At 38.5% G+C, this 20153-nt stretch carries 20 protein-coding genes; 10 read left to right on the forward strand and 10 right to left on the reverse strand.

Going from position 1 to position 20153, the window contains the following annotated elements:
• Positions 1-33: 33 nt before the first annotated feature.
• The 3 genes from AVFI_RS06475 to AVFI_RS06485 form a co-directional block, all read right to left on the reverse strand.
• Complete coding sequence (locus AVFI_RS06475) at positions 34-1206, reverse strand: MalY/PatB family protein (RefSeq protein WP_155661592.1); 1173 nt, start codon at positions 1204-1206, stop codon at positions 34-36.
• A 9-nt stretch (positions 1207-1215) separates the two neighbouring features.
• On the reverse strand, positions 1216-2670 hold the full coding sequence (gene nhaC / locus AVFI_RS06480; protein ID WP_155661591.1) for a Na+/H+ antiporter NhaC: 1455 nt from the start codon (positions 2668-2670) through the stop codon (positions 1216-1218).
• Positions 2671-2806: 136 nt separating this feature from the next.
• Positions 2807-3829, reverse strand: coding sequence for a LacI family DNA-binding transcriptional regulator (locus AVFI_RS06485; protein ID WP_155661590.1), 1023 nt, complete (start codon positions 3827-3829; stop codon positions 2807-2809).
• A gap of 203 nt (positions 3830-4032) precedes the next feature.
• On the opposite strand from AVFI_RS06485, the gene AVFI_RS06490 reads away from it, so the two are divergent.
• Positions 4033-5025 (forward strand): MBL fold metallo-hydrolase, encoded by a 993-nt coding sequence (locus tag AVFI_RS06490; protein WP_155661589.1) that lies wholly within the window; start codon positions 4033-4035, stop codon positions 5023-5025.
• A 66-nt stretch (positions 5026-5091) separates the two neighbouring features.
• Here the strand turns inward: AVFI_RS06490 and AVFI_RS06495 are convergent, their stop codons facing one another.
• A complete protein-coding gene (locus tag AVFI_RS06495; RefSeq protein ID WP_069581724.1) occupies positions 5092-7014 on the reverse strand; it encodes a hypothetical protein in 1923 nt (640 codons plus the stop codon).
• 412 nt (positions 7015-7426) lie between these two features.
• Here AVFI_RS06495 and yciA point away from each other — a divergent pair, with 412 nt between their 5' ends.
• Positions 7427-7774, forward strand: a complete 348-nt coding sequence (gene yciA, locus AVFI_RS06500) for an acyl-CoA thioester hydrolase YciA (RefSeq protein ID WP_236781477.1) — start codon at positions 7427-7429, stop codon at positions 7772-7774.
• Positions 7775-7891: 117 nt separating this feature from the next.
• Here yciA and AVFI_RS06505 read toward each other — a convergent pair whose 3' ends face one another.
• Positions 7892-8347 (reverse strand): DUF417 family protein, encoded by a 456-nt coding sequence (locus tag AVFI_RS06505; RefSeq protein WP_054775380.1) that lies wholly within the window; start codon positions 8345-8347, stop codon positions 7892-7894.
• Positions 8348-8472: 125 nt separating this feature from the next.
• Here AVFI_RS06505 and AVFI_RS06510 point away from each other — a divergent pair, with 125 nt between their 5' ends.
• From AVFI_RS06510 to AVFI_RS06535, 6 genes are all read left to right on the forward strand, one after another.
• On the forward strand, positions 8473-9033 hold the full coding sequence (locus AVFI_RS06510) for a TetR family transcriptional regulator (protein WP_065596790.1): 561 nt from the start codon (positions 8473-8475) through the stop codon (positions 9031-9033).
• Between the two features lie 33 nt (positions 9034-9066).
• The gene (locus AVFI_RS06515; RefSeq protein ID WP_054775381.1) at positions 9067-9447 is read left to right on the forward strand and encodes a VOC family protein; all 381 of its coding nucleotides are present in this window, start codon (positions 9067-9069) and stop codon (positions 9445-9447) included.
• Positions 9448-9623: 176 nt separating this feature from the next.
• Complete coding sequence (locus AVFI_RS06520) at positions 9624-10199, forward strand: glutaredoxin family protein (protein WP_054775382.1); 576 nt, start codon at positions 9624-9626, stop codon at positions 10197-10199.
• A gap of 1 nt (position 10200) precedes the next feature.
• Positions 10201-10887, forward strand: coding sequence for a TVP38/TMEM64 family protein (locus AVFI_RS06525; protein WP_054775383.1), 687 nt, complete (start codon positions 10201-10203; stop codon positions 10885-10887).
• Between the two features lie 147 nt (positions 10888-11034).
• Entirely contained in the window at positions 11035-12471 is a 1437-nt protein-coding gene (locus tag AVFI_RS06530; protein ID WP_155661586.1) for an amidohydrolase, read from the forward strand.
• 124 nt (positions 12472-12595) lie between these two features.
• Positions 12596-12931 (forward strand): SPOR domain-containing protein, encoded by a 336-nt coding sequence (locus tag AVFI_RS06535; protein WP_012534283.1) that lies wholly within the window; start codon positions 12596-12598, stop codon positions 12929-12931.
• 53 nt (positions 12932-12984) lie between these two features.
• Here the strand turns inward: AVFI_RS06535 and AVFI_RS06540 are convergent, their stop codons facing one another.
• The 4 genes from AVFI_RS06540 to AVFI_RS06555 form a co-directional block, all read right to left on the reverse strand.
• Positions 12985-14328: an MATE family efflux transporter gene (locus tag AVFI_RS06540; RefSeq protein WP_188863440.1), complete on the reverse strand. Its 1344-nt coding sequence runs from the start codon at positions 14326-14328 to the stop codon at positions 12985-12987.
• A gap of 173 nt (positions 14329-14501) precedes the next feature.
• Positions 14502-15758, reverse strand: coding sequence for a Y-family DNA polymerase (locus AVFI_RS06545; RefSeq protein ID WP_065640374.1), 1257 nt, complete (start codon positions 15756-15758; stop codon positions 14502-14504).
• Complete coding sequence (locus AVFI_RS06550) at positions 15758-16165, reverse strand: LexA family protein (RefSeq protein ID WP_054775384.1); 408 nt, start codon at positions 16163-16165, stop codon at positions 15758-15760. The genes AVFI_RS06545 and AVFI_RS06550 overlap by 1 nt, the downstream gene beginning before the upstream one ends.
• A gap of 92 nt (positions 16166-16257) precedes the next feature.
• Positions 16258-17022: a transporter substrate-binding domain-containing protein gene (locus AVFI_RS06555; RefSeq protein ID WP_054775385.1), complete on the reverse strand. Its 765-nt coding sequence runs from the start codon at positions 17020-17022 to the stop codon at positions 16258-16260.
• A 288-nt stretch (positions 17023-17310) separates the two neighbouring features.
• Between AVFI_RS06555 and AVFI_RS06560 the strand changes: the two genes are divergently transcribed.
• Positions 17311-18192 carry a sulfite exporter TauE/SafE family protein gene (locus AVFI_RS06560; protein ID WP_054775386.1) on the forward strand — a complete coding sequence of 294 codons (882 nt, stop codon included), beginning with the start codon at positions 17311-17313 and terminating at the stop codon, positions 18190-18192.
• Between the two features lie 85 nt (positions 18193-18277).
• A complete protein-coding gene (gene efpL, locus AVFI_RS06565; protein ID WP_188863439.1) occupies positions 18278-18844 on the forward strand; it encodes an elongation factor P-like protein EfpL in 567 nt (188 codons plus the stop codon).
• 98 nt (positions 18845-18942) lie between these two features.
• Here the strand turns inward: efpL and AVFI_RS06570 are convergent, their stop codons facing one another.
• Positions 18943-20121: a threonine/serine exporter family protein gene (locus AVFI_RS06570; protein WP_054775387.1), complete on the reverse strand. Its 1179-nt coding sequence runs from the start codon at positions 20119-20121 to the stop codon at positions 18943-18945.
• Positions 20122-20153 lie beyond the last annotated feature (32 nt).

Below are 20153 nucleotides of genomic sequence, written 5' to 3' on the forward strand. Positions count from 1 at the left end.
AGCGGCTTTTTTTATGGTTTGTGGAAGTGTGGATTATCTTTCTAAGGCTTCTTTAATTCGCTGCATCGCTTGAATAAGTACTTCACGAGGACAACCTAGATTTAAGCGAATAAAGCCTGAACCTTCATTGCCAAACGCAATCCCCATGCTTGGAACTATCCCAGCTTCTACTAATTTACGCTCTAGTTCTTTATCTGTTAGTCCAAGATCTCGGCAATCTACCCATGCTAAATAACCCGCTTCTGGTGGGGTAAAGCGTAGCTCTGGCAGTTCGCTTTCAATAAAAGTTGCTAGGGTAGTAATGTTCTTTTGTAGATAGGTTTTCAGTTCATTTAACCAAGGCGCTGAAGTTTGATAAGCAGCAGTGGCAGCACACATCGCCAAGCTATTATAAACATCCATGCCGTGAGCATCTAAACGGCGAACCAAACGTGCTTTTAACTCTTGATTTGGGATCATGAAATTAGAAATACGTACAGAAGACAAACCGAATGTTTTACTCGCTGCGGTAGCGACAATCAGTTTTTGTTGCAACTCTTTTGGCAATGATAATGCTGAATGGTAAGTGTTATCTCCCATTGCTAAATCGCCCCAGATCTCATCACTTAACAACCACACATCGTATTGATGACATAGCTCTGCTACAGCGGTTATCTCTTCTTTTGACCATGCTTTACCGACAGGGTTGTGAGGGTTACAGAAAATCATCACTTTAGCACCTTGCTGAAAACAAGATTCTAAATGAGCAAGGTCGATAGTGTAGTTTCCTTGCTGCTCAATTAATGGGTTCTCAACTAATACGCGGTCATTAAATTCAACGATTTTACGAAACGAACCATAACCCGGTGTTTGCATTACCACTTTATCATTGGTTTCTGTTAGCAATTGAATTGCCATTGAAAGCCCCGGTAATACACCGTGTACAGTGGTTATCCATTCTTTTTCAATGTGAATATGATGCTGCTGTTGATACCAAGTGATGATCGCTTGGTAGTAGTCATCATTACGTTCTGCATAACCAAAAATACCATGGTCTATGCGGTTATGAAGCGCTTCTAATACGTGTGGTGGCGCTTGAAAGTCGTAATCAGACACCCACATAGGTAATCGGTCTGTGCCATCTAATCCGAGCTTTTCTTTCATGAAATCCCATTTTAATGAGCCTGTGTTACAGCGGTTGTGAATGCAGTCAAAAGAAGTTGTCATGAGATAGCCTTATTTTACGTCAATTGGAGATAGTGAGTCGTTGTCTTGAGTTACTGGTACTTTTGCAATACCAAAGCCTGTGAAACCATAAATGATGGCGAAAATCACGCCTGTGTAACATTGAATTGCCCATGGTAGGTAATCAAGCGTTGCTACGCCTAGTGTGCTTGCCATGTAAATACCTGCTGCAGTCCACGGAACCAGTGGTTCGATAATGGTGCCGGCATCTTCAATGGTTCTTGAAAGGTTTTTTGTATCTAATCCCATTTTGCGATAAGCGTTTTGAAATAATTCACCTGGGATTAAGAGTGCAAGTTTGCCATCAGAAGTTGTGAGTACCACAGTAATGGTTGCAATCACAGTTGATAGAATTAACTGACCAGTGCTGTGAATAAGATGTAAGAAGCGACCTAACACCACATTTAATGCACCTGTTAGGCTCAAAATACCCGCGAAAGCAAAGGCACAAAATACAAGAAGAATGGTGCTCATCATTGAGAATAGACCACCACGATTAAGCAGTTTTGCAATATCTGGAACTAAACCATCTGTTGTGTGACCGTTAGTGTTCAACATATCGATATTGAAACCATTAACAAACGCTTGTAGTGCTTGTTGTAAGCTGAAACCTTGTAGAAATACACCGATAAGTAGAGCAAGAGCAGAGGCTGCAAGCATAAGAGGAAGTACTGGTTTTTTAGTTAATGCACCCCATAAGATCATGATTGGTGGTACGATTAATAGGATATTAAGGTTATATAGGCTTTCTAACCCTGCAAGAATATCTAATACTTTTTGAGGCTCGCTTACATTCGCAATATCACCATATTGGCCAGCGAAGAAGAAGACAACAGAAGCGATAACAAAGCCTGGCAGCGTTGTATAAAGCATGTGTTGGATGTGTTCGTATAATGTAGTGCCAGAAACAATAGGGGCAAAGTTTGTTGAATCAGAAAGAGGGGATATTTTATCACCAAAGTAAGCACCAGAAACCACCGCACCAGCAGCGGCGGCCAAGGATACGTCAAGACCTGCTGCTACACCCATTAACGCAACACCTACTGTTCCTGCAGATCCCCATGATGTACCAGTACACACAGAAACCACACTGGTAACAAAGAAAGCAGCGATTAAAATATATTGAGGGCTAATAACTTTTAATCCCCAATAAACCATGTAGGGGATAGTACCACTGATCATCCAACTTGCGATTAAGCCACCAACCGAGACTAAAATTAAGATAACTGGCATTGCTTTCGCCAATTTCTCAACAATAGCATTCATTATTTCATCCCAGTTGTATCCCATTTTGTATGCGATAAAACCAGTGAAGGTTGCTGAAGTAAGCAGTAGTGCTTCAATTTGTAGACCAAATAGGCCGTATCCAATAGCAAGTAGACCAAACATTACAGCGATAGGTGCTATCGCTAATGCAAAGGATGGAAGAGGCTTTGATTGTGTCATTTTGTATTCCTCGTAAACAGATGTAGGGTTGTTTTGTTTTTATGAGGTCATAATAAGAGTTCTATTAATTAGAATATGAGATACAGGTAACGCACCTATGTAAGCGCTTACATGGAGTTATTACCTAAGATGTTCATCACACTTTTAGGGCTTGTTTATCTGAAAAAGGTATAACGGTTTGTCGCTCGATCAAGCTGGCATTAAAGCGATGATTAGATGGTGGAACATAGCCAGTGTTTTTTATTTTTAATGCTAAATCAGCAGCATAGCTCGACATTTCATCAATAGGGTTGTGCATTGTGGTTAAGCGTGGGTAGAGGTATCGAGCCAATAAAACATCGTCAAACCCAATAATAGAAATATCGTCAGGTACACGAATATTGTTTTCATGTAAATTAGCCATTAAACCTGCGGCCATTACATCGTTAAAGGTAACCACAGCTGTGACTTCTGGGCATTGAGCCAATAATTGTTCACCAGCCAGTTCTCCACCTTGTTCGCTAAAGTTCTGATTTATTATCCAGTTTGGTTCAATAGTAATGTTGGCTTCTGCCATGGCATCGCGGTAACCGTTAAGGCGCTCTGTTCTGTCTTCAATAGGAAGATTACTGGTGACACAGGCGATCTTGCGGTGACCTTGTGAAATCAAATGAGCCACAGATTCTTTAGCTCCTGCTCTATTATCAATATAGACAGAACGGTTGGATATTTGTGGAATGGTACGGTTGAGCAATACCATCGAAGGGAGTTGAGCGCTGTATCGTAATAGGGTGGCATCATCTAGCATTTTTGCGTGAACCACCATGGCTTCACATCCTTGGCTTATCAAAAAATCCAACCCCTCTTTTTCTCGCTGTGCATCATGACCTCCGCTTACCACGACTAATTGGCATTTATGTGTACGTGCGACTTCTTCCACGTGTTTGGCTATTAGGGCAAAGAAAGGATCTGCTAGGTTGCCGGTTAATAATCCGAGGGTATTATTTGTTTTTTTAGCTAAGGCGCTGGCTCTTGCATCTCGTTGATAGTTGAGTTTACGAATGGCACTTTGTACTCGCTCAAGAGTCACTGGTTCAACATAAGCGGAATTATTGATTACGCGGGAAACGGTAGCGGTAGAAACTCTTGCTAACTTTGCAACGTCACTGATTGTCGCCATGATTACTACTTATGGTGATTAACATTAAGTCGGAGTGTAGCGCGGATTTTTCGATAAAGATGTTAGAACTATCAAATTCTGTGGAGCATACCGCTTATAATTACCTTCCTATCAATAGTCTTAAATATTTAATACATCATTCATTTATCTCATTGTATTATCTGATTGAGCACAAGGGTGTGCAGTATTATTTAAGGTTGGATATGTTTAAAAATAAATTAGCAGTGTTATTTACGTGTTTGTCTGTTTTTTCTTTTTCGGCTCAATCTGGGAGTTTTGATACCGTTACGTTAGGAAGTAAAGGTGGGATCCAAGATGGTAATTTAACGGCTTTTTTAATTAAAAGTGAGGCGGATTCTAATTTTGTTATGCTTGATGCAGGCTCTGTTGTTAATGGATTAATTGTTTCAGAGCAGAAAGGAGCGTTTAAAGATATTACTGTGCCAGACAGTTCTCCTTATACTAAAGTAGGTTACCTATTAAAGGATAAGATTAAGGGTTACTTTATCAGCCATGCTCATTTAGACCATGTTGCCGGTTTAGTTATCTCTTCTCCTGATGACAGTAAAAAACCGATATATGGATTAGCAGCGACAAATAAAGATCTCATGAAGAATTACTTTAATTGGTCAGCATGGCCTAATTTTGGTAACAAAGGTGAAGGCTTTAAACTGAGCAAATACAATTACGTGGATCTTCAACCGGGTGCTTGGAGTCCGGTAGCTGAAACAACAATGAGTGTGATGTCATTGCCTTTATCTCATTCTGGTGGGCAATCTACGGTCTTTATTCTAAAAGACAGTGAAGGGGATGTATTTGCTTATTTTGGTGATACAGGACCTGATGAAGTAGAGAAAAGTTCGGCAATGAAAACCGCGTGGTCTGCTTTAGCTCCTTTTGTAAAACAAGGGAGGTTAAAGGGGATTATTATTGAAGTTTCTTTTACCAACGAAACTCCAGATAAATCTTTATTTGGACATTTAACGCCAAACTGGTTAGTTAAAGAATTAAGAGTGCTTGAAGGAATGAATGGTAAAGGCTCTTTAAATGATCTAGATGTAGCCATCAGTCACATCAAATACAGCTTAAAGAACAGTGAAGATCCTAAAATTATCATCCAAAAGCAGTTAGCAGAAGCAAATAATCTAGGTGTAAACTTTATTTTTCCAGAGCAAGGTGATTCACTGCTGTTTTAAAAAAGTCATTGTAAAAATGGATATGGTCAATATAAAGACCATATCCATGCATTTGTTTCTTATCTCTTAAATCGTCGTCTCTACCTTTTTAAGCACGGCGATCTCATTGGGTACATCAATGTTATAAATATGCCCTTGGTCAGTATAAATAGTAAAGCCCGTTTTATGTGGGAATACTTTATCAACTTTTCCAGGTAATTTTATATTTGTTAAACCAGCACCAAGCTCTTTAAATCCCCATGAGTTAAGGATGAAGTGGGGAGAGGATTCTCGCTTTGCTTTTTCTGTTAATAAATAAGCGCCTTCATTTGATGTGAAAGAGGTAACACTATCTGGAGATGCTTTGATAAATGCATCAGAGAACCCTACATGGCTCGGTCTATTTTGGTCATAATAATAATATTTAATATATTCACCAAATTGTATCTCGGCTGCAATATCCCATATTCCTTGCCATGAAGTAATATCACCATCTTGTCGTATGGTTGAATACCCGTTTGTGTTTGTTTTTATATCTACGATATTGGTTAAATCATTTGCATGGTTAACTTTATCTGAGTAAATATTACCTCCACTGAAGATAGTTCCCCATGTAATAACATCACCATCAAGAGTTAAGGCCGCAAAAGAACCAGACGCGCCAACGATTTTTTTAACATTGGTCAGTTCAGTATCTAATTTATGCTCAGAGTGTTTTTTTTCTGGTGAATAATACGCAGGAATAGACACTTGCTCATAACCTCGGCCACATACTGGATCATAAGCCGGTTCATAGTCAGGATCATATATATCGCTTGAGTCATAGTTTGGTTCATCATTTTTTACAGGTACACATTTCTTACTGGCTTTAAAGTAAGTTTGCTCAAAACTATAATAATCATAGATGAATTCACCACCTTGAGTTCTGCTTCCCCAAGCACCAACGGTTCCATCTAGTTTAAGAAAAGCAAAAGCACTATCATTTGCAATAATAGTCTCTACATTTTGGCTAACTAATTCGCCTTGTGCTTTTGCTAGTTTTCCCCATCGATATAGATTGCCTTGATCAGTTAAAAGCGCGTAGTTACCTTTATAATCGTATTTTAGCTCTACAAGATTCTTTATATCGCCTTGTATATCACTGCATGATATTTTTCCGCTATCTTCAATTAAGCAAGCTTTGTCTTCTTCAGTTTGAATAATAGTACTGCTTTCACTTGTTAACATATCAATACCATTATCGATAGTTAACTTTTTAGTTGTGCCTTTAGTGCTACCAATAATATAAACATTGCCTGTATTGGTTAATATTGAAAAATAGTTATTTGCAGAAGTGACTTTTTTAACTCCTTCAGCGTTGATAGCATCAATTAAATCAACATTATCTTTTATTTTTGGACCCCAAAGGTAGAAGTCACCATTATTTTTTATACCAGAGAAGGCATTAGCATGCGCATAGATGGCGATAAACTGATGATTATCCATTGATGGGATTTTTTCAAAGCGTCTTTCTGCTTGATAAGCGTATTCTCCATCAAGAATATGGTTCCATTCTATAACTTGACCAGTATTAAGCAGAGTCACTTTACTATAACTATTTTCTACTTGTTGAATAGGAAATGCCTTAGTAAATGTTTTTACGAATGGCTCAGTTACTTGTTCTTTATAATTAAGTTGAGCAGATACAACAATAGGAGAAAGGTGTTCATTTTCTTTCAACTGATATTCACAATCATTTGAAACAGTAATGTTATCTATCGTCCAATTGCAAGATATGGTTTCTGAACCATCAGTAATATTATCTGTGGAAAAGACGACTTTTAAGTGATCTTGGTTAGAGTAATCATTTATTTTATCTGGGTAAATAATTGACTTTAAACTGATGCCATCAAGATTTACGTTTTTTTCTGGTGTTGTTACATGATTAACTACGGCTTTATTGTCGGAGGAGCTGTCACCACCACACCCAAATAAAGATAAAGCAAGCAAAGCAGTTAAGATATGTTTCATAATATACAATTCTATTTTAATTAATATAAATATATGTACTGCTTTGTAATCAAACAGCGTTATTATCGACATGCTACATTAAGGCTATTATTTATAAGTGCCTTTTAGTGAATAGTATTTTATAAGTGAAATGAATGCTAGGTATAAATTACTTAACTTAATGAATGTAAAAGTAATTAAAAAATGATAATACAAAACATTTTGTATATTTAATTATTAAGAGATTTAAGAGTAAGGTGACTACTATTGAATTCATCGTGAGGATAAATCTTTTATTAGAGTGAATACCTCTGACGATAGTTTAAAAATGTGATATCTTTCACAGAATTATTTTGTATGGAGAATCATTTTGAGAACTGAATTAAACACTAACCAAACACCAAAAGGGCAGCTACTTCTTCGAACTCTTTCTATGCCAGCAGATACTAATGCTAATGGCGATATTTTTGGTGGTTGGATTATGTCTCAGCTTGATTTAGCTGGTGCAATTTTAGCTCAAGAAATCTCTGGTGGACGTATTGTAACGGTTTCAGTGTCTAGTATTACGTTTAAAAAACCAGTGAAAGTGGGTGATGTGGTTTGTTGCTATGGTGAATGTGCAAAAGTAGGACGAACGTCAATGTCGATAGATTTGGAAGTGTGGGTTAAACCAATTAAAGAGGACGAAGTAAGTCACCGTTTCCAAGTGTGTGAAGCAACCTTTAATTACGTAGCAATTGACTCAAACGGAAAACCGCGCGCAATTCCAAAGCACTCTTAATGGAGATTGGTCTTAAGTAGAGCTTACACATGCAAGGGTGATCTCTGTTTAACATCAAAAAAGAACAGCCTGCTTAATGAAGATTGAGCAGGCTATTTTTTATCTATAATAGGTTATCTATAATAGGTGTGGTTTATTATGCTCAATCACAAGTAGTGATACAGAGATAAACACAATATCTTTAAGTAAAAAGAAGTTGGTTGTTAATACGCCATCAACGACTTTCCATGTATTTGGTGTAGTTGCTAAAAAGCTAAGTGTTGCAATAAAAGTAAGTAAAGCAAGGATCCCTGAATAGTAACCAATTTTAGGATTAAAGAAGCCAGCGATAAGTCCTATTGCAATTACAATTTCAGTCAATCCAATGATATTTGATACCATTTGTACTGACATAAATCCGTATATCCAGCCCATTAAAGGGTGGTTTGCAACTAATGGTTCGATAGCTGCCGCTTCTGTTGGGGTAAATTTAAAAATACCTATCCAAAGTAGGGTAAGTACGACACCAAAGACCCCAACTTTATAACCTAATGACGTTTCTTCTGAGATGGCTTTACAAGTTTGAGTATTCATTTTTATCTCCTGATTAATAAACTAAACTGTTTAGTTTAATTTATCGTTTATTTTGATACTGTCAATCAATTTTTGAACTAAACAGTTTATTTTGCTAAAATCACAGCATTAATGGAGAGTGATGTATGAAAGAAGAAAAAAGAGTAAACGCACTTAAAAAGACAATAGAGCTGTGCGCATTACATGGTTTTCATGGTACGAGTATGGATAAAATTACCGCGGCGACGGGGTTATCTAAAGCGACCATTTATAAATATTTTCAATCTAAAGAGAACTTAATTGCTAATGCATTAGAGCTGTTTAGCCAACAATCTCTTTCTTATGTTCAGGCTTTATTTGAAAATATAGAACTGACATTAGAAGAAAAAATTGCGCTTCGTTTTGAAGGCCTTGCTGGGTGTATTGATATTGAATCATTTAATGGCTGTTATTTTCAATTGGCATACAGTGAATACAGCAGTGAAGATCAAGGAATTACTGAGGTAAGTGCGCAATACAAACAACGCACACAAGAGTTATTAATCGAGTTATTTAAAAGACACGATATTAAAGATGCAGAATTGAAGGCCAAAAAAGCAGGGTTAGTTTATAACGGGCTATTGGCATCGTTACAGCTAACAAAAGATGCAGAGCTGATTGAACTCGCTCACCAAATGTTTTTAGGTATTATCTTTAAATCTGAATAATGTTTTACGTTTTTGTTTCATAGGGAATGAATCATGAAAGTTGCACGTTTAGATCATCTTGTTTTAACGGTTAACAGCATTGAAGTGACGAGTCAGTTTTATTCAAACGTGCTCGGAATGGATATCGTTACCTTTGGTGAGGGCAGGGTCGCCCTTACTTTTGGTGAGCAAAAGATAAACCTTCATCAATTGGGAAATGAGTTTGAACCTAAAGCTGCACAGGTTAAAAGCGGCAGTGCGGATCTGTGTTTTATTACTCATACGCCTATTAATGAAGTTCAAAGCCATATTGAATCACAAGGCGTGACTATCATTGATGGTCCAATTCAACGAACAGGTGCGATGGGCAAGATTATCTCAGTCTATTTACGAGATCCCGACGGTAATTTGATTGAACTCTCTAACTATTTATAACTCCTAATTAAGTAAGCCATATTACTTACACCTCAAAACCATTTTCTTAGCATATACTTATATCGTGTAGCGATAATATTAATCATAAAGGTTGACTTAAATTGAAATTCAACTAAATTAAACTAAACGGTTCAGTTTAATTTTAATAAATCAGTTTGCTGATAGGGGAAGTCGCAATGAAACCTGTAAAAATCACATTATATCGTTGGGCAGGCAGTTGGGGTCCATTTAAAGTCAATATCCCGTGTGGAGAGTGCACCTTAACGAAAGACATTCTTGAAGATACATTTAACACTGAGCTTGATGGTATTCCTATTGAGCTTGAAGTGAAAGATTGGCTGTCTTACTGGTGGGAGCCTTTAAAACTTAAAGCGTGGCACGCACCGATTATCATTGTTGAAGATAAAGTGATAAGCCAAGGTGAAGCGTTAAATCGTGGTGTTTTGGTTCAAGCGGTTATAGCTCAAGTTGCTAAGCGTGATGATATCAAGGGCAATGTAGTATTTGGTAAAGCAACATGTCCTTATTGTATTAAAGCAAAAGCGGCGCTGGATGAGGCCGGAGTTGAATATACTTATCACGATGTGGTGAAAGACAGTGCGGCTCTATATCGAATGATCCCAGAGGTTAAAGCCATTATTGGTGAGAAAACGCCTGTGACAGTGCCTCAAATTTGGTTGGATGGTAAATACGTTGGTGGCTTTGATGATTTATCTAAACAGATGAACACTGATGTGAAAGCGGGGCATTAATATGAATAAAAAACTGATTTTACTACTTATTCTTCTTGCGTCATTTGCTGCTGTGTATGTCAATTTCGGGCATTTATTGACACTTGAGCAGGTGAAAGTATTCCATCAAAACGTGCAAAATGACATACAAGCCAATTTGTTTGTATACAGTGCCGTTTACTTTATCTCTTATGTTGTTATTACGGCGTTGTCTATTCCTGGTGCAGCGGTTGTGACTTTGCTTGGCGCTGCATTGTTTGGTTTTTGGTGGAGTTTACTACTGGTGTCGTTTGCCAGTACCATTGGAGCAACCATTGCGTTTTTAAGCAGCCGTTATTTGTTAAGAGAGTGGGTTGATAGTAAGTTTAAAGATAAGCTGGTAGCAATTAATGACGGTGTGGAAAAAGATGGCGCATTCTATTTGCTGACATTACGCTTGATCCCTGTGTTTCCGTTTTTCTTAATTAACTTACTTATGGGGTTAACCAAAATATCGGTAGGTCGCTTTTATCTGTTTAGTCAGCTAGGTATGTTACCGGGGACGATGGTGTACTTAAATGCAGGTACGCAACTCTCAGAAATAACCTCGTTGTCTGGACTAATTTCACCACAAATTTTAGGCTCACTCGCTTTACTTGGTTTGTTCCCAATTATCATTAAATTTATTATGGGACAGATCCAAAAGCGCCGCTCTCAAGTAAAAGAGTAGTCGATAGAGAGACCTATCCCACAATCTTATCTTTTGGTGGGCAGAATCATCTCGTAATCGTTATATTTATCAATTAAATTAATTAAGAAGAAGCATTTTCCCCAATGCTTCTTTTTTTATTTTCGGGGGCATGATTAAGGTTTAGGAATGAAGCTTAAAAGCTTGGTATTGAGTATTAGCGCCGTCTTGCTATCTGGTTGTGGAACAATGGCAAAACAACAAGAATATAATGCAGATTTGATCATCAATAACGGACAAGTATTAACCGTCAACGCTGATATGGAAGTGATTGATGATGGCGTTGTGGTGGTTAAAAACGATAAAATTATTGCTGTTGGTGACGAAAAACTACTAGAGCAATATTATGCACCAAGAAGTATTGATGCTAATGACGGCATTGTGATGCCAGGAATGATTAACGCTCACAACCATCTTCCGATGATCGCATTTCGTGGTTTAGGTGAAGAAGGCATTTCTAATCGTTTATTTGCTTACTTTTTTCCATTAGAAGCGCAAAAGTTAAGCCGTGAGTTGATTTATAATGCCACTAAGCTCGGTGCTATCGATTTAGCCCAGAGCGGCGTTACGACTTATGCCGATATGTATTATCACATGGATGAAATGGCTAAAGCGACCAAAGAGGTTGGGTTAAGAGCTGTATTAGGTGAAACGGTTATTAAGTTCCCTGTGGTGGATGCAAAACAACCATATGGTGGAATTCAATATGCGAAGTCATTTATTGAAGAGTATCAAAACGATCCGTTAATTACGCCAGCTTATGCGCCTCATGCCGTATATACGGTAAGTAAAGAAAAGCTTCAAGAGATCAATCAGCTTTCAGAAGATTACGATGTACCTGTTTTAATCCATGTTGCTGAGTTTCCAAATGAAGAGGCAAGAATTAAAGATCCAACGAAAGTGACATCTCCTGTTGAGTATCTAGAAGAGATTGGTGTACTGGACGAGCGTATGGTGATTGCTCATGGCATTCATTTGTCTCAACATGATCAAGCGTTATTAAAACAAGCGGATGCGGGAGTGGTTTATAACCCAATGGCGAATGCGAAAGGGGCAACAGGCATTGCTCCGGCTTGGGATATGTTTCGTGCGGATATGCGAGTTGGTTTAGGAACGGATGGACCAATGAGCTCAAACCAAGTGGATTTATGGCGAACCTTAAGTTATGCCGCAAATATGCAGCGCTTAAAAAACTCAGACAGAACCATAATGATCCCGGAACAAGTGATTGAAATGGCAACCATTGGTGGTGCAAAAGCATTGCATATGGAAGATGAGATCGGTTCTTTAGAAGTCGGAAAGAAAGCTGATATCATTATTGTTGAAACTCAATCAGCGAACATGATGCCAAGTTATGATCCATACGCAACATTGGTTTATCAAGCCAACCCAAGTAACGTGGATACAACGATTGTAAATGGCAAAGTGGTCATGGAGCAGCGCCAGATGAAGACGATTCAATTAGATGATATTCGACAAAGTGTTGAAGCGTTTGAATCAGATATCGCCGATTTTGCAAAAGAACTATCTAAAAAAGCGATAAAATCCAAAAGTTTGATGGATTAGTTTTATACAAAAAGCCTGATTTTTAGATGTTGAGTCAGGCTTTAAAAGATTCTCATATTTTGGATAGAATGAGACGATCGATTCCCTTATTATTCGACCTTAAATCGATTGTCGGATAAATAGGGTGTTTAAGTATTTATTGTTAGTAGGTGTACTTTTTAGCGGTACTTCTTTTGGTCGTGAATTGTTTGAAAAAGAAGCTGAGAGCAACAAAGATGAGATGTATCGAGTTCAAGCTTATGCTTTCTCATCTATGCCTGATCTAAATTTCAAAGTATGCAGTAGTAATATGCTGACACTATATAAAATAGAAGATACGTATTATTTAGTGACTGACTTTACTACCTATGAAAATGCAAAAGACATAGTAAGTTCTTTAAGAGTAGAGTGCGGATATAAATCATGGATCCGACCTCAAGCGATGGATTTGTCATTTACTCAGGATAACCGAGCTTACTAAGAAGATGGGCAAAGGTATTTACTTTTGCCCATTTTTGTTTACTACGATTGGTATTAGATAAGATTAAACTTAGTCCATACTTTAGAGCGCCAACGGCGAGCCATGATTATTCCACGAACCCATTCATCTGCTGCAAGTGCGAGCCATGCGCCAAGTACACCAAATCCAAATTGAACGCCGAGTAGATAAGTTAAGCTAACCGCCACTCCCCACATACTTAATATCCCTAATTGAACTGGAAATTTAATATCACCAGCCCCTTTAAGTGCGGATATAAAGACAAGGTTAAATACCCGTCCAGCTTCCACTAAAATAGAGCCTGCAATTAATCCTGCAGTTAAAGTTATGACCTCTGGATCTTGTGTGAATATATCGAGTAACTCATAACGGAAGAAAAAGACGATACAAGTAAGGGCAACAGAGACAGCAAAAGAGACTAAGAAGTAGAGCTGAACTCGTGTAAGAATCTGTTCAATCCATTTCTTTCCTACGTAATAGCTGGTTTGTATTTGGCTTGCTTGACCGACGGCTAATGCAAAAGCAAAAGAGACTCGAGCAATATTTTGGGCGTAAGTAAAAGCGGTTAACGAAGCGGTACCCATTCTTACTACTAAGTAAATAATGACCATTTGTGACAAGTTATATGAGAGCATTTCACCTGCATTCATTACCCCAATATGCATGATCTTTTTATAGGTTGTTTGAGGTATTTTTTTAAAGCTCATCATTGGCAGCGCAATGTGTTTTCTATGGGTCATTATCCATAAAATAATCGTATTAATGACTTGGCTAAACGCAGTCGCAACAGCCACACCCTGAACACCATAAACAGGCAATCCAAAAGGTTGATATAAAGCACAGTAGTTACCAAATATATTAAGTCCACCAGTGAGAAGATTCACTATCATTGGTGTACGAGAGTATCCATTACTGCGTAATATGGTAGAGAAGACGATACCAAGAGTTACGGTTAACGTGAAAGAGCCTGTAATAATCAAATAATCGTAGGCAAAAGTTGCAACGTCACTTTCTAGTCCATACATGATGACAATAGGATTTGCGGCAAAAAAGGCAAATAAACTGAGGCCAAGTCCTAATACCCCACCAAGCACAACACTGGCTACTGCAACATCGGTTGATTGTTGAGTTCGTCCAGAGCCGTTGTATTGACCAATAAGAATGCCAGTACCGGTACTCACCATCATTGAAATGATCATTAAAAAGAAAATGATTTGAGAGATAACCCCAATAGCAGATACTGCCAGATCAGAGTAGCCACTAAGCATGAATACATCACTGGTACTAATGGCTGTACGCAGTAAAATTTCCACCAGAATCGGCCACGCTAATGTCGTGATCTGCATTCGGCGTTCAATAGGATTGCTTTTATCAAGCATAGTTTGTCCTTAAAAAAGGGAAGAGAGGATGCTCTTCACCATACAGCTAGGAAGGAAATATAAAGGTGTCTACTTTGACGAAATTCATTCTCCCAATCTGGGAGCTGGAACTCATTTTTGGATAGTATATTAATTCACACAATTATCTATGAAAATAGTGAGAATAATTGGTATTAACATCGAATTTTAGGAATGTCTTTCCATTTGGTAGTGTATTGCGGGGTGAGCATTTCTCGTTTCATTCCCCATTGGGTATTTATCCCTTGAGCGCCAAGAAATAGGGTGTCTGTACCGTATTTATGATTGATTTTATCAAAAATAGTCATTAACTGATTATTGTTTGGGGCTGGGTTTAATAAATCGAATTGCTCATGTCTTCCATCAAGTAAATCTAATAAACCAACACCTACTTTATAATAGCGAACATCTGGATGAAACAACTCTTTAGCGATGTGTGTGACCACTGAGGTGATATGATTTACATCGGCTGTTGGGTAAGCAAAATGGTGAGTTGCACGTCCATTGACTGGTTTATCATCATGAGGAGAGTTTGAAGCAAAGCAAAGTAATGTTTTACATAATGAACCTTGTTTTCTGGCTTTCTGTGAAGCAATAGCTGCATGTTTTGCTAACGCTTGTTGTAATGCATCAAGATCGGTAATGCGGTTTCCCATACTGCGAGTTGAAAATATTTGTTTTTTATCTGCACGAGCAATATCCCATGATTTACATGGTGTTCCATTTAACTCTAATACAATACGTTCAACTTCAACGTTGAAGTTTTTTCTCACTAAGCCGATTGGCATATTGGTCAGTTGGAGTGCTGTATGAATACCCATTTGATGCATACGTTCAGAGAGTTTTCGACCGATCCCCCATACTTCTTCAACAGATAAAAGGTGGAGTGCATTTAAACGTTCTTGTTCATTATCCAATACACAAACACCATGATAGCCTGCGAACTTTTTGGCTGCATGGTTTGCTACCTTAGCCAAGGTTAATGTGGTTCCCATACCGACACAAACCGGTAATCGACACTCTTTCCATACGGCTTTACGTAGTTGATTTGCATGTGAACGTAAACAAGGTATTGCGGGAAAGCTACGTTTAAAAGAGAGAAAGGATTCATCAATGGAATAAATATGTTGCTCTGGCGCAAAGCGTCCAATTACTTCCATCATTTTAGACGACAAATCAGAATACAATTCATAATTAGACGATAGAGCAATAACGCCTTTTTCTTCACATTGTTTTTTTATTTGAAAGTAAGGTTTAAATTTAGGTATACCTGCTTCTGTCGCTTGGCGATTGGCTGCGACAATCATGCCATCGTTATTGGATAACACAATAATAGGGCGGTTACGCCATTCAGGACGAAAGACTTGCTCTGCACTGCAATAAAAAGAGTTAGCATCAACCAGAGCAAACATTATGATTGGCTCAGTAAATAACTTGGACGGTGGCAGCGAATAGAGCGAGTAACAACGCCCTCAATGGTGAAGGTATCGTAATCATTAATGGGAACGGTTTGATATCTTTCATTGGCTGAAACTAATAAACGACGTTGTGTATCCAGTATTTTACAGACGAATTCACCATTAAAATTAGCGACAATAACATCATTGCTTTGTATTGTTACATAGCGATCGACAATGAGTAAATCACCATCAAAAATGCCAACCCCTTGCATTGAATCACCACTGGCACGTCCAATAAAGGTTGAACTTGGGTGCTCAATTAATAATTCATCGAGATCAAAAGAAAGCTGAGAATATTCAGCAGCAGGGCTTTCAAAGCCACTAATACCAGCACTGGCGTGAAGAGGAATTACATTCATAAAATAACACTGTATATAAGTACAGTGTTATTTTGGGTGTGAATGAATAAAATAGCAAGTGATTAGATACAAAATATCGTTAACTGCTTATTTTATAACAAGGCATTTTTCTTCATTAATTCTTTATCTGCGCCTTTTAGCTTCATTTCATCCATAATGAAGTTAACCGCATTTAGCAATTCTTGCTCGCCTTTAGGTACTAAATAACCAAATTGGCTTTTTGTGAATGGGTCGTCACAGCGAGCCGCTTCTAATCGCTTATCTGTTGCTTGATAGTAAAGTGCTTCTGGTGTTTCGGTTACCATTACGTCAACTTTTCCTGTCGCAACGGCTTGAGGAACATCAAGGTTATTTTTATAACGTGTGAACGTTGCACTTTGTAGATGAGTATCAGCAAATATCTCGTTAGTACCACCAATGTTAATACCTAAACGAGTGCTTGATTTGTTGACTTTATCGATGGTGTTATAAGTTTCAGCTTTTCCTTTTGCAACAAGGAAGCATTTACCAAACGTCATGTAGCCTTGGCTTTGTTCAGCATGCAGCTGACGCTGTATTTTACGTGTGATGCCGCCCATTGCGATGTCGTATTTGTCAGCATTAAGATCGGGAATGAGGTTTTTCCATGAGGTTTGAACTAACTCTAGTTTTACATCTAGCTGTTCTGCTATGTATTTAGCAACATCAATATCATAACCAGAAAATTGCTTACCATCGAAAGAAGAGAAGGGCTTATAGTCACCCGTTGTACCGACTCGAATAATTCCGGCTTCTTGGATTTCATCTAAGCGATCTGCGTGAGCTGTGAAGGAAGCGGCAAATAGCACAGATATGCATAAAAGTTTCTTTTTCATCATCAAATCTTTTTGTTTATTAATTTAACTAACAAACTTATCACTATTTTGTAAATAAACAGATCAAACCATTCTATAAATAACGATAAAAAAACATGAGTGAGACATATTTCAAGTGGATGATTATCATATGTATTGATCTAATCTATTTGAATGTCATCAAATGTAAATAATATGGATTAATTGTTATTGAGGAAATGGAGTAAGCCTTTGCCATACAAGGGCTGCTCTGGTTTTTCTTATTAATCTGAATTACTATTCTCAGCTTTGTTTCAACTGTGTGATGTATTGATGACAGTTTTATTATTCTTACAGATTGGCCTTATTATTGGAGGCCTAACGTTCCTTTTTATGCTTGTATCATTATGGCTTAAGAAAAAGGACTCAGAAAAAGACACTAATATATGGGCAGTTGGTCTAATTGGTGGTTTTGCAAACTTTTGTGACACTCTTGGTGTCGGAAGTTTTGCCATTAAAACGGCTGGTTATAAGCAGTTTAATTTAATTGATGACAAAGTATTACCTGGCACCTTGAATGCTCAAGCAACCATGGCAACGGTTTTTCAAGCATTGATTTTTCTTACCGCTGTTAATGTGGATTTAACGACGCTATTGAGTTTAATTATTGCTGCATGTGTTGGCGCAACCGTTGGTGCTCGATTGGTATCAAATTTTGATCGCCAATTGATCCGTTTGATTATGGCTGGCGCTTTACTCGTTGTTGCATTGCTGATGTTTGCTGGACGCTTAGATTTATTTCCACTAGGTGGGGAAGCGTTGGGATTAACTGGCGAAAAATTGGTTATCGGTATTATTGGTAACTTTATTTTTGGTGCATTAATGACAGTAGGGATTGGTTTATACGCGCCGTGTATGACCATGATTTATCTATTAGGCATGAATCCATTGGCGGCATTTCCTATCATGATGTGTTCATGTGCTTTCTTGTGTTTCTTTTCTGCTGGTGGCTTTATTAAGCAAAAAGCGGTGAATTCAAGAGGGGCGCTTGTGGTGGCGATAACCGGTCCGATAGGGGTATTAATTGCTGCCTTTATTGTGAAGTCATTGGATGTGGATATGCTGGCTTGGCTTGTGGCATTTGTGGTGCTTTATACTGCCGTTATGATGCTACGATCGTGGCAGCAGGGACGAGTGGCGAATAAAGCGTCATAAAATACGTGTTTCTGTCACATTATTATTGGAGATATAAAAAGTTCGTGGTATTTTCCTTCTACCAATTATTTATGGATTTTTTATCATGCCAAAGGCAAGTGACATCAAAAAAGGTTCAGCAATTGAACACAACGGTAAAGTATTTTTCGTTAAAGAAATCAGCAAGCTAACTCCAAGTGGCCGTGCAGGTGCAACATTATTCCGTATGCGTATGTACGATGTGGCAACTGGCTCAAAAGCAGATGAAAGCTTCAAAGCTGATGATGTGATCAATTTAGCTGACTTTAGCCGTCGCAGCGCAACGTTTTCTTATGTTGATGGTAATGAGTATGTATTCATGGATGCTGAAGACTACACTCCATACAACTTCAACAAAGAAGCGATTGAAGAAGAGTTACTTTTCATCACTGAAGAGACTCAAGGTCTTCAAATCCTTATCGTTGATGGCGATCCAGTTGCGATCGAACTGCCATCTGCAGTGGATCTAGTGATTGTAGAAACCGCACCGTCAATTAAAGGGGCTTCTGCAAGTGCTCGTACTAAACCTGCAACGATGACAACAGGTCTAACAGTACAAGTGCCTGAGTACATCGCAAACGGCGAAAAAGTGAAAATTAACACGACTGAACACAAGTTCATGAGCCGTGCTTAATCGCTGCTAGACAGTAGGTTTTAATACTGTTAACAACATAAAGAAAAGGCCAGCTATTCGTTAATAGCTGGCCTTTTTTTATGTCTTGTGTTTTGGTATTACAAATCTCGTTCTATTTTCGGGGAGTAAATTGAGTAGGCGGTAATTTGCCCAGCAACAATGGCTGAAAACATAAAGAGTGCCGATAAACCAATGCTTGGAATAGGGAGGATGGATTGCTCAAACACACTTTGGCTTGCGCTGACTAGGATGCGACTGCCCGGCACAAGGATGATGATCCCTTGCACAATAAAGATGATCCCTGTTAGGTTTAACCGTCGCGCAATCCATGTTCCATAAAGCGTGATGAAAACCGTGGTTACCCATGTCCCCACAACCCATCCACCATCAAAACCAAGATAAGCCGGACCCCACATACCTAATACAGCAACAGGTAAACTATACAGAGTATCGATTGGGCGAGCTTTAAACATGACCCCTAATGAAAATGAGATAATCGGTAAACCTAATATTTGTAGCCAGAGTGGAAATGCGTTTTGATACGCTATTGATTCGGCTTGGCCAAACATCGCTTCGCCAATATGCAAGCCAATAATGATCCCAATAAGAAGTTTGATAAGAGTGAGAAAGCACTGACCAAGTAAACTGGTACCAGAGACGAGATCGTTAAAGGCTAAGCATTCCAATGCGTTTGAGATTGACAGTCCGGGCACAAAGAGTACCACCGCGGCAATGCACACGCCAAGAATCGGGATTGGAACGCCAAGGCTGGCAATTAATGCAACACTAAAAGCAACAAGTAACGCACCAAAAAACTCTACCGCGATACTGCGGCGTTGACTGCAAAAGACTTGGGATAACCACACTAAAAAACCGAGTAAAAAACTGACGCCTAACGCTTCGTAGGTTGATCCGACAAGCATAAGAAAACTGGGTGGTATGCACATGTTTGCCAAACAGACGGCCCATGAAGGATAACGTATGCCTTCGGCTGGTGCGGGTGGGATTGGTGTTAATGGCTGTTGAAGTTGAATGATGGTATTGGCAAGGAGACCAAGATCAATACTGGCTGGTTTATGACGTTTCATAATGACGGCGTTGTTGTCATCAGGAAACTGATAGTTAATGGACGTCGGCGTGGCTTGGATCATACAATTAACGCCATATTTATTGGCGTAAAAGGTGGTATAGCGCTCTACTTTATAAGGAGCACAACCGCAGCGGTGCAGCGTGTCTCCAATCTCTACAATACGATTGATTCGATATTGTGACGGCATATCCTTATTCCTACTGCTTGATGTATGGCACC

This window comes from Aliivibrio fischeri ATCC 7744 = JCM 18803 = DSM 507 (assembly GCF_023983475.1).
Classification (GTDB): Bacteria; Pseudomonadota; Gammaproteobacteria; order Enterobacterales; family Vibrionaceae; genus Aliivibrio; species Aliivibrio fischeri.

Excerpts from the sequence above, each read along its gene's own strand:
- AVFI_RS06475 (WP_155661592.1), bottom strand. The coding sequence starts at position 1,206 with ATGACAACTTCTTTTGACTGCATTCACAACCGCTGTAACACAGGCTCA.
- nhaC (WP_155661591.1), bottom strand. The coding sequence starts at position 2,670 with ATGACACAATCAAAGCCTCTTCCATCCTTTGCATTAGCGATAGCACCT.
- AVFI_RS06485 (WP_155661590.1), bottom strand. The coding sequence starts at position 3,829 with ATGGCGACAATCAGTGACGTTGCAAAGTTAGCAAGAGTTTCTACCGCT.
- AVFI_RS06490 (WP_155661589.1), top strand. The coding sequence starts at position 4,033 with ATGTTTAAAAATAAATTAGCAGTGTTATTTACGTGTTTGTCTGTTTTT.
- AVFI_RS06495 (WP_069581724.1), bottom strand. The coding sequence starts at position 7,014 with ATGAAACATATCTTAACTGCTTTGCTTGCTTTATCTTTATTTGGGTGT.
- yciA (WP_236781477.1), top strand. The coding sequence starts at position 7,427 with ATGCCAGCAGATACTAATGCTAATGGCGATATTTTTGGTGGTTGGATT.
- AVFI_RS06505 (WP_054775380.1), bottom strand. The coding sequence starts at position 8,347 with ATGAATACTCAAACTTGTAAAGCCATCTCAGAAGAAACGTCATTAGGT.
- AVFI_RS06510 (WP_065596790.1), top strand. The coding sequence starts at position 8,473 with ATGAAAGAAGAAAAAAGAGTAAACGCACTTAAAAAGACAATAGAGCTG.
- AVFI_RS06515 (WP_054775381.1), top strand. The coding sequence starts at position 9,067 with ATGAAAGTTGCACGTTTAGATCATCTTGTTTTAACGGTTAACAGCATT.
- AVFI_RS06520 (WP_054775382.1), top strand. The coding sequence starts at position 9,624 with ATGAAACCTGTAAAAATCACATTATATCGTTGGGCAGGCAGTTGGGGT.
- AVFI_RS06525 (WP_054775383.1), top strand. The coding sequence starts at position 10,201 with ATGAATAAAAAACTGATTTTACTACTTATTCTTCTTGCGTCATTTGCT.
- AVFI_RS06530 (WP_155661586.1), top strand. The coding sequence starts at position 11,035 with ATGAAGCTTAAAAGCTTGGTATTGAGTATTAGCGCCGTCTTGCTATCT.
- AVFI_RS06540 (WP_188863440.1), bottom strand. The coding sequence starts at position 14,328 with ATGCTTGATAAAAGCAATCCTATTGAACGCCGAATGCAGATCACGACA.
- AVFI_RS06545 (WP_065640374.1), bottom strand. The coding sequence starts at position 15,758 with ATGTTTGCTCTGGTTGATGCTAACTCTTTTTATTGCAGTGCAGAGCAA.
- AVFI_RS06550 (WP_054775384.1), bottom strand. The coding sequence starts at position 16,165 with ATGAATGTAATTCCTCTTCACGCCAGTGCTGGTATTAGTGGCTTTGAA.
- AVFI_RS06555 (WP_054775385.1), bottom strand. The coding sequence starts at position 17,022 with ATGATGAAAAAGAAACTTTTATGCATATCTGTGCTATTTGCCGCTTCC.
- AVFI_RS06560 (WP_054775386.1), top strand. The coding sequence starts at position 17,311 with ATGACAGTTTTATTATTCTTACAGATTGGCCTTATTATTGGAGGCCTA.
- efpL (WP_188863439.1), top strand. The coding sequence starts at position 18,278 with ATGCCAAAGGCAAGTGACATCAAAAAAGGTTCAGCAATTGAACACAAC.
- AVFI_RS06570 (WP_054775387.1), bottom strand. The coding sequence starts at position 20,121 with ATGCCGTCACAATATCGAATCAATCGTATTGTAGAGATTGGAGACACG.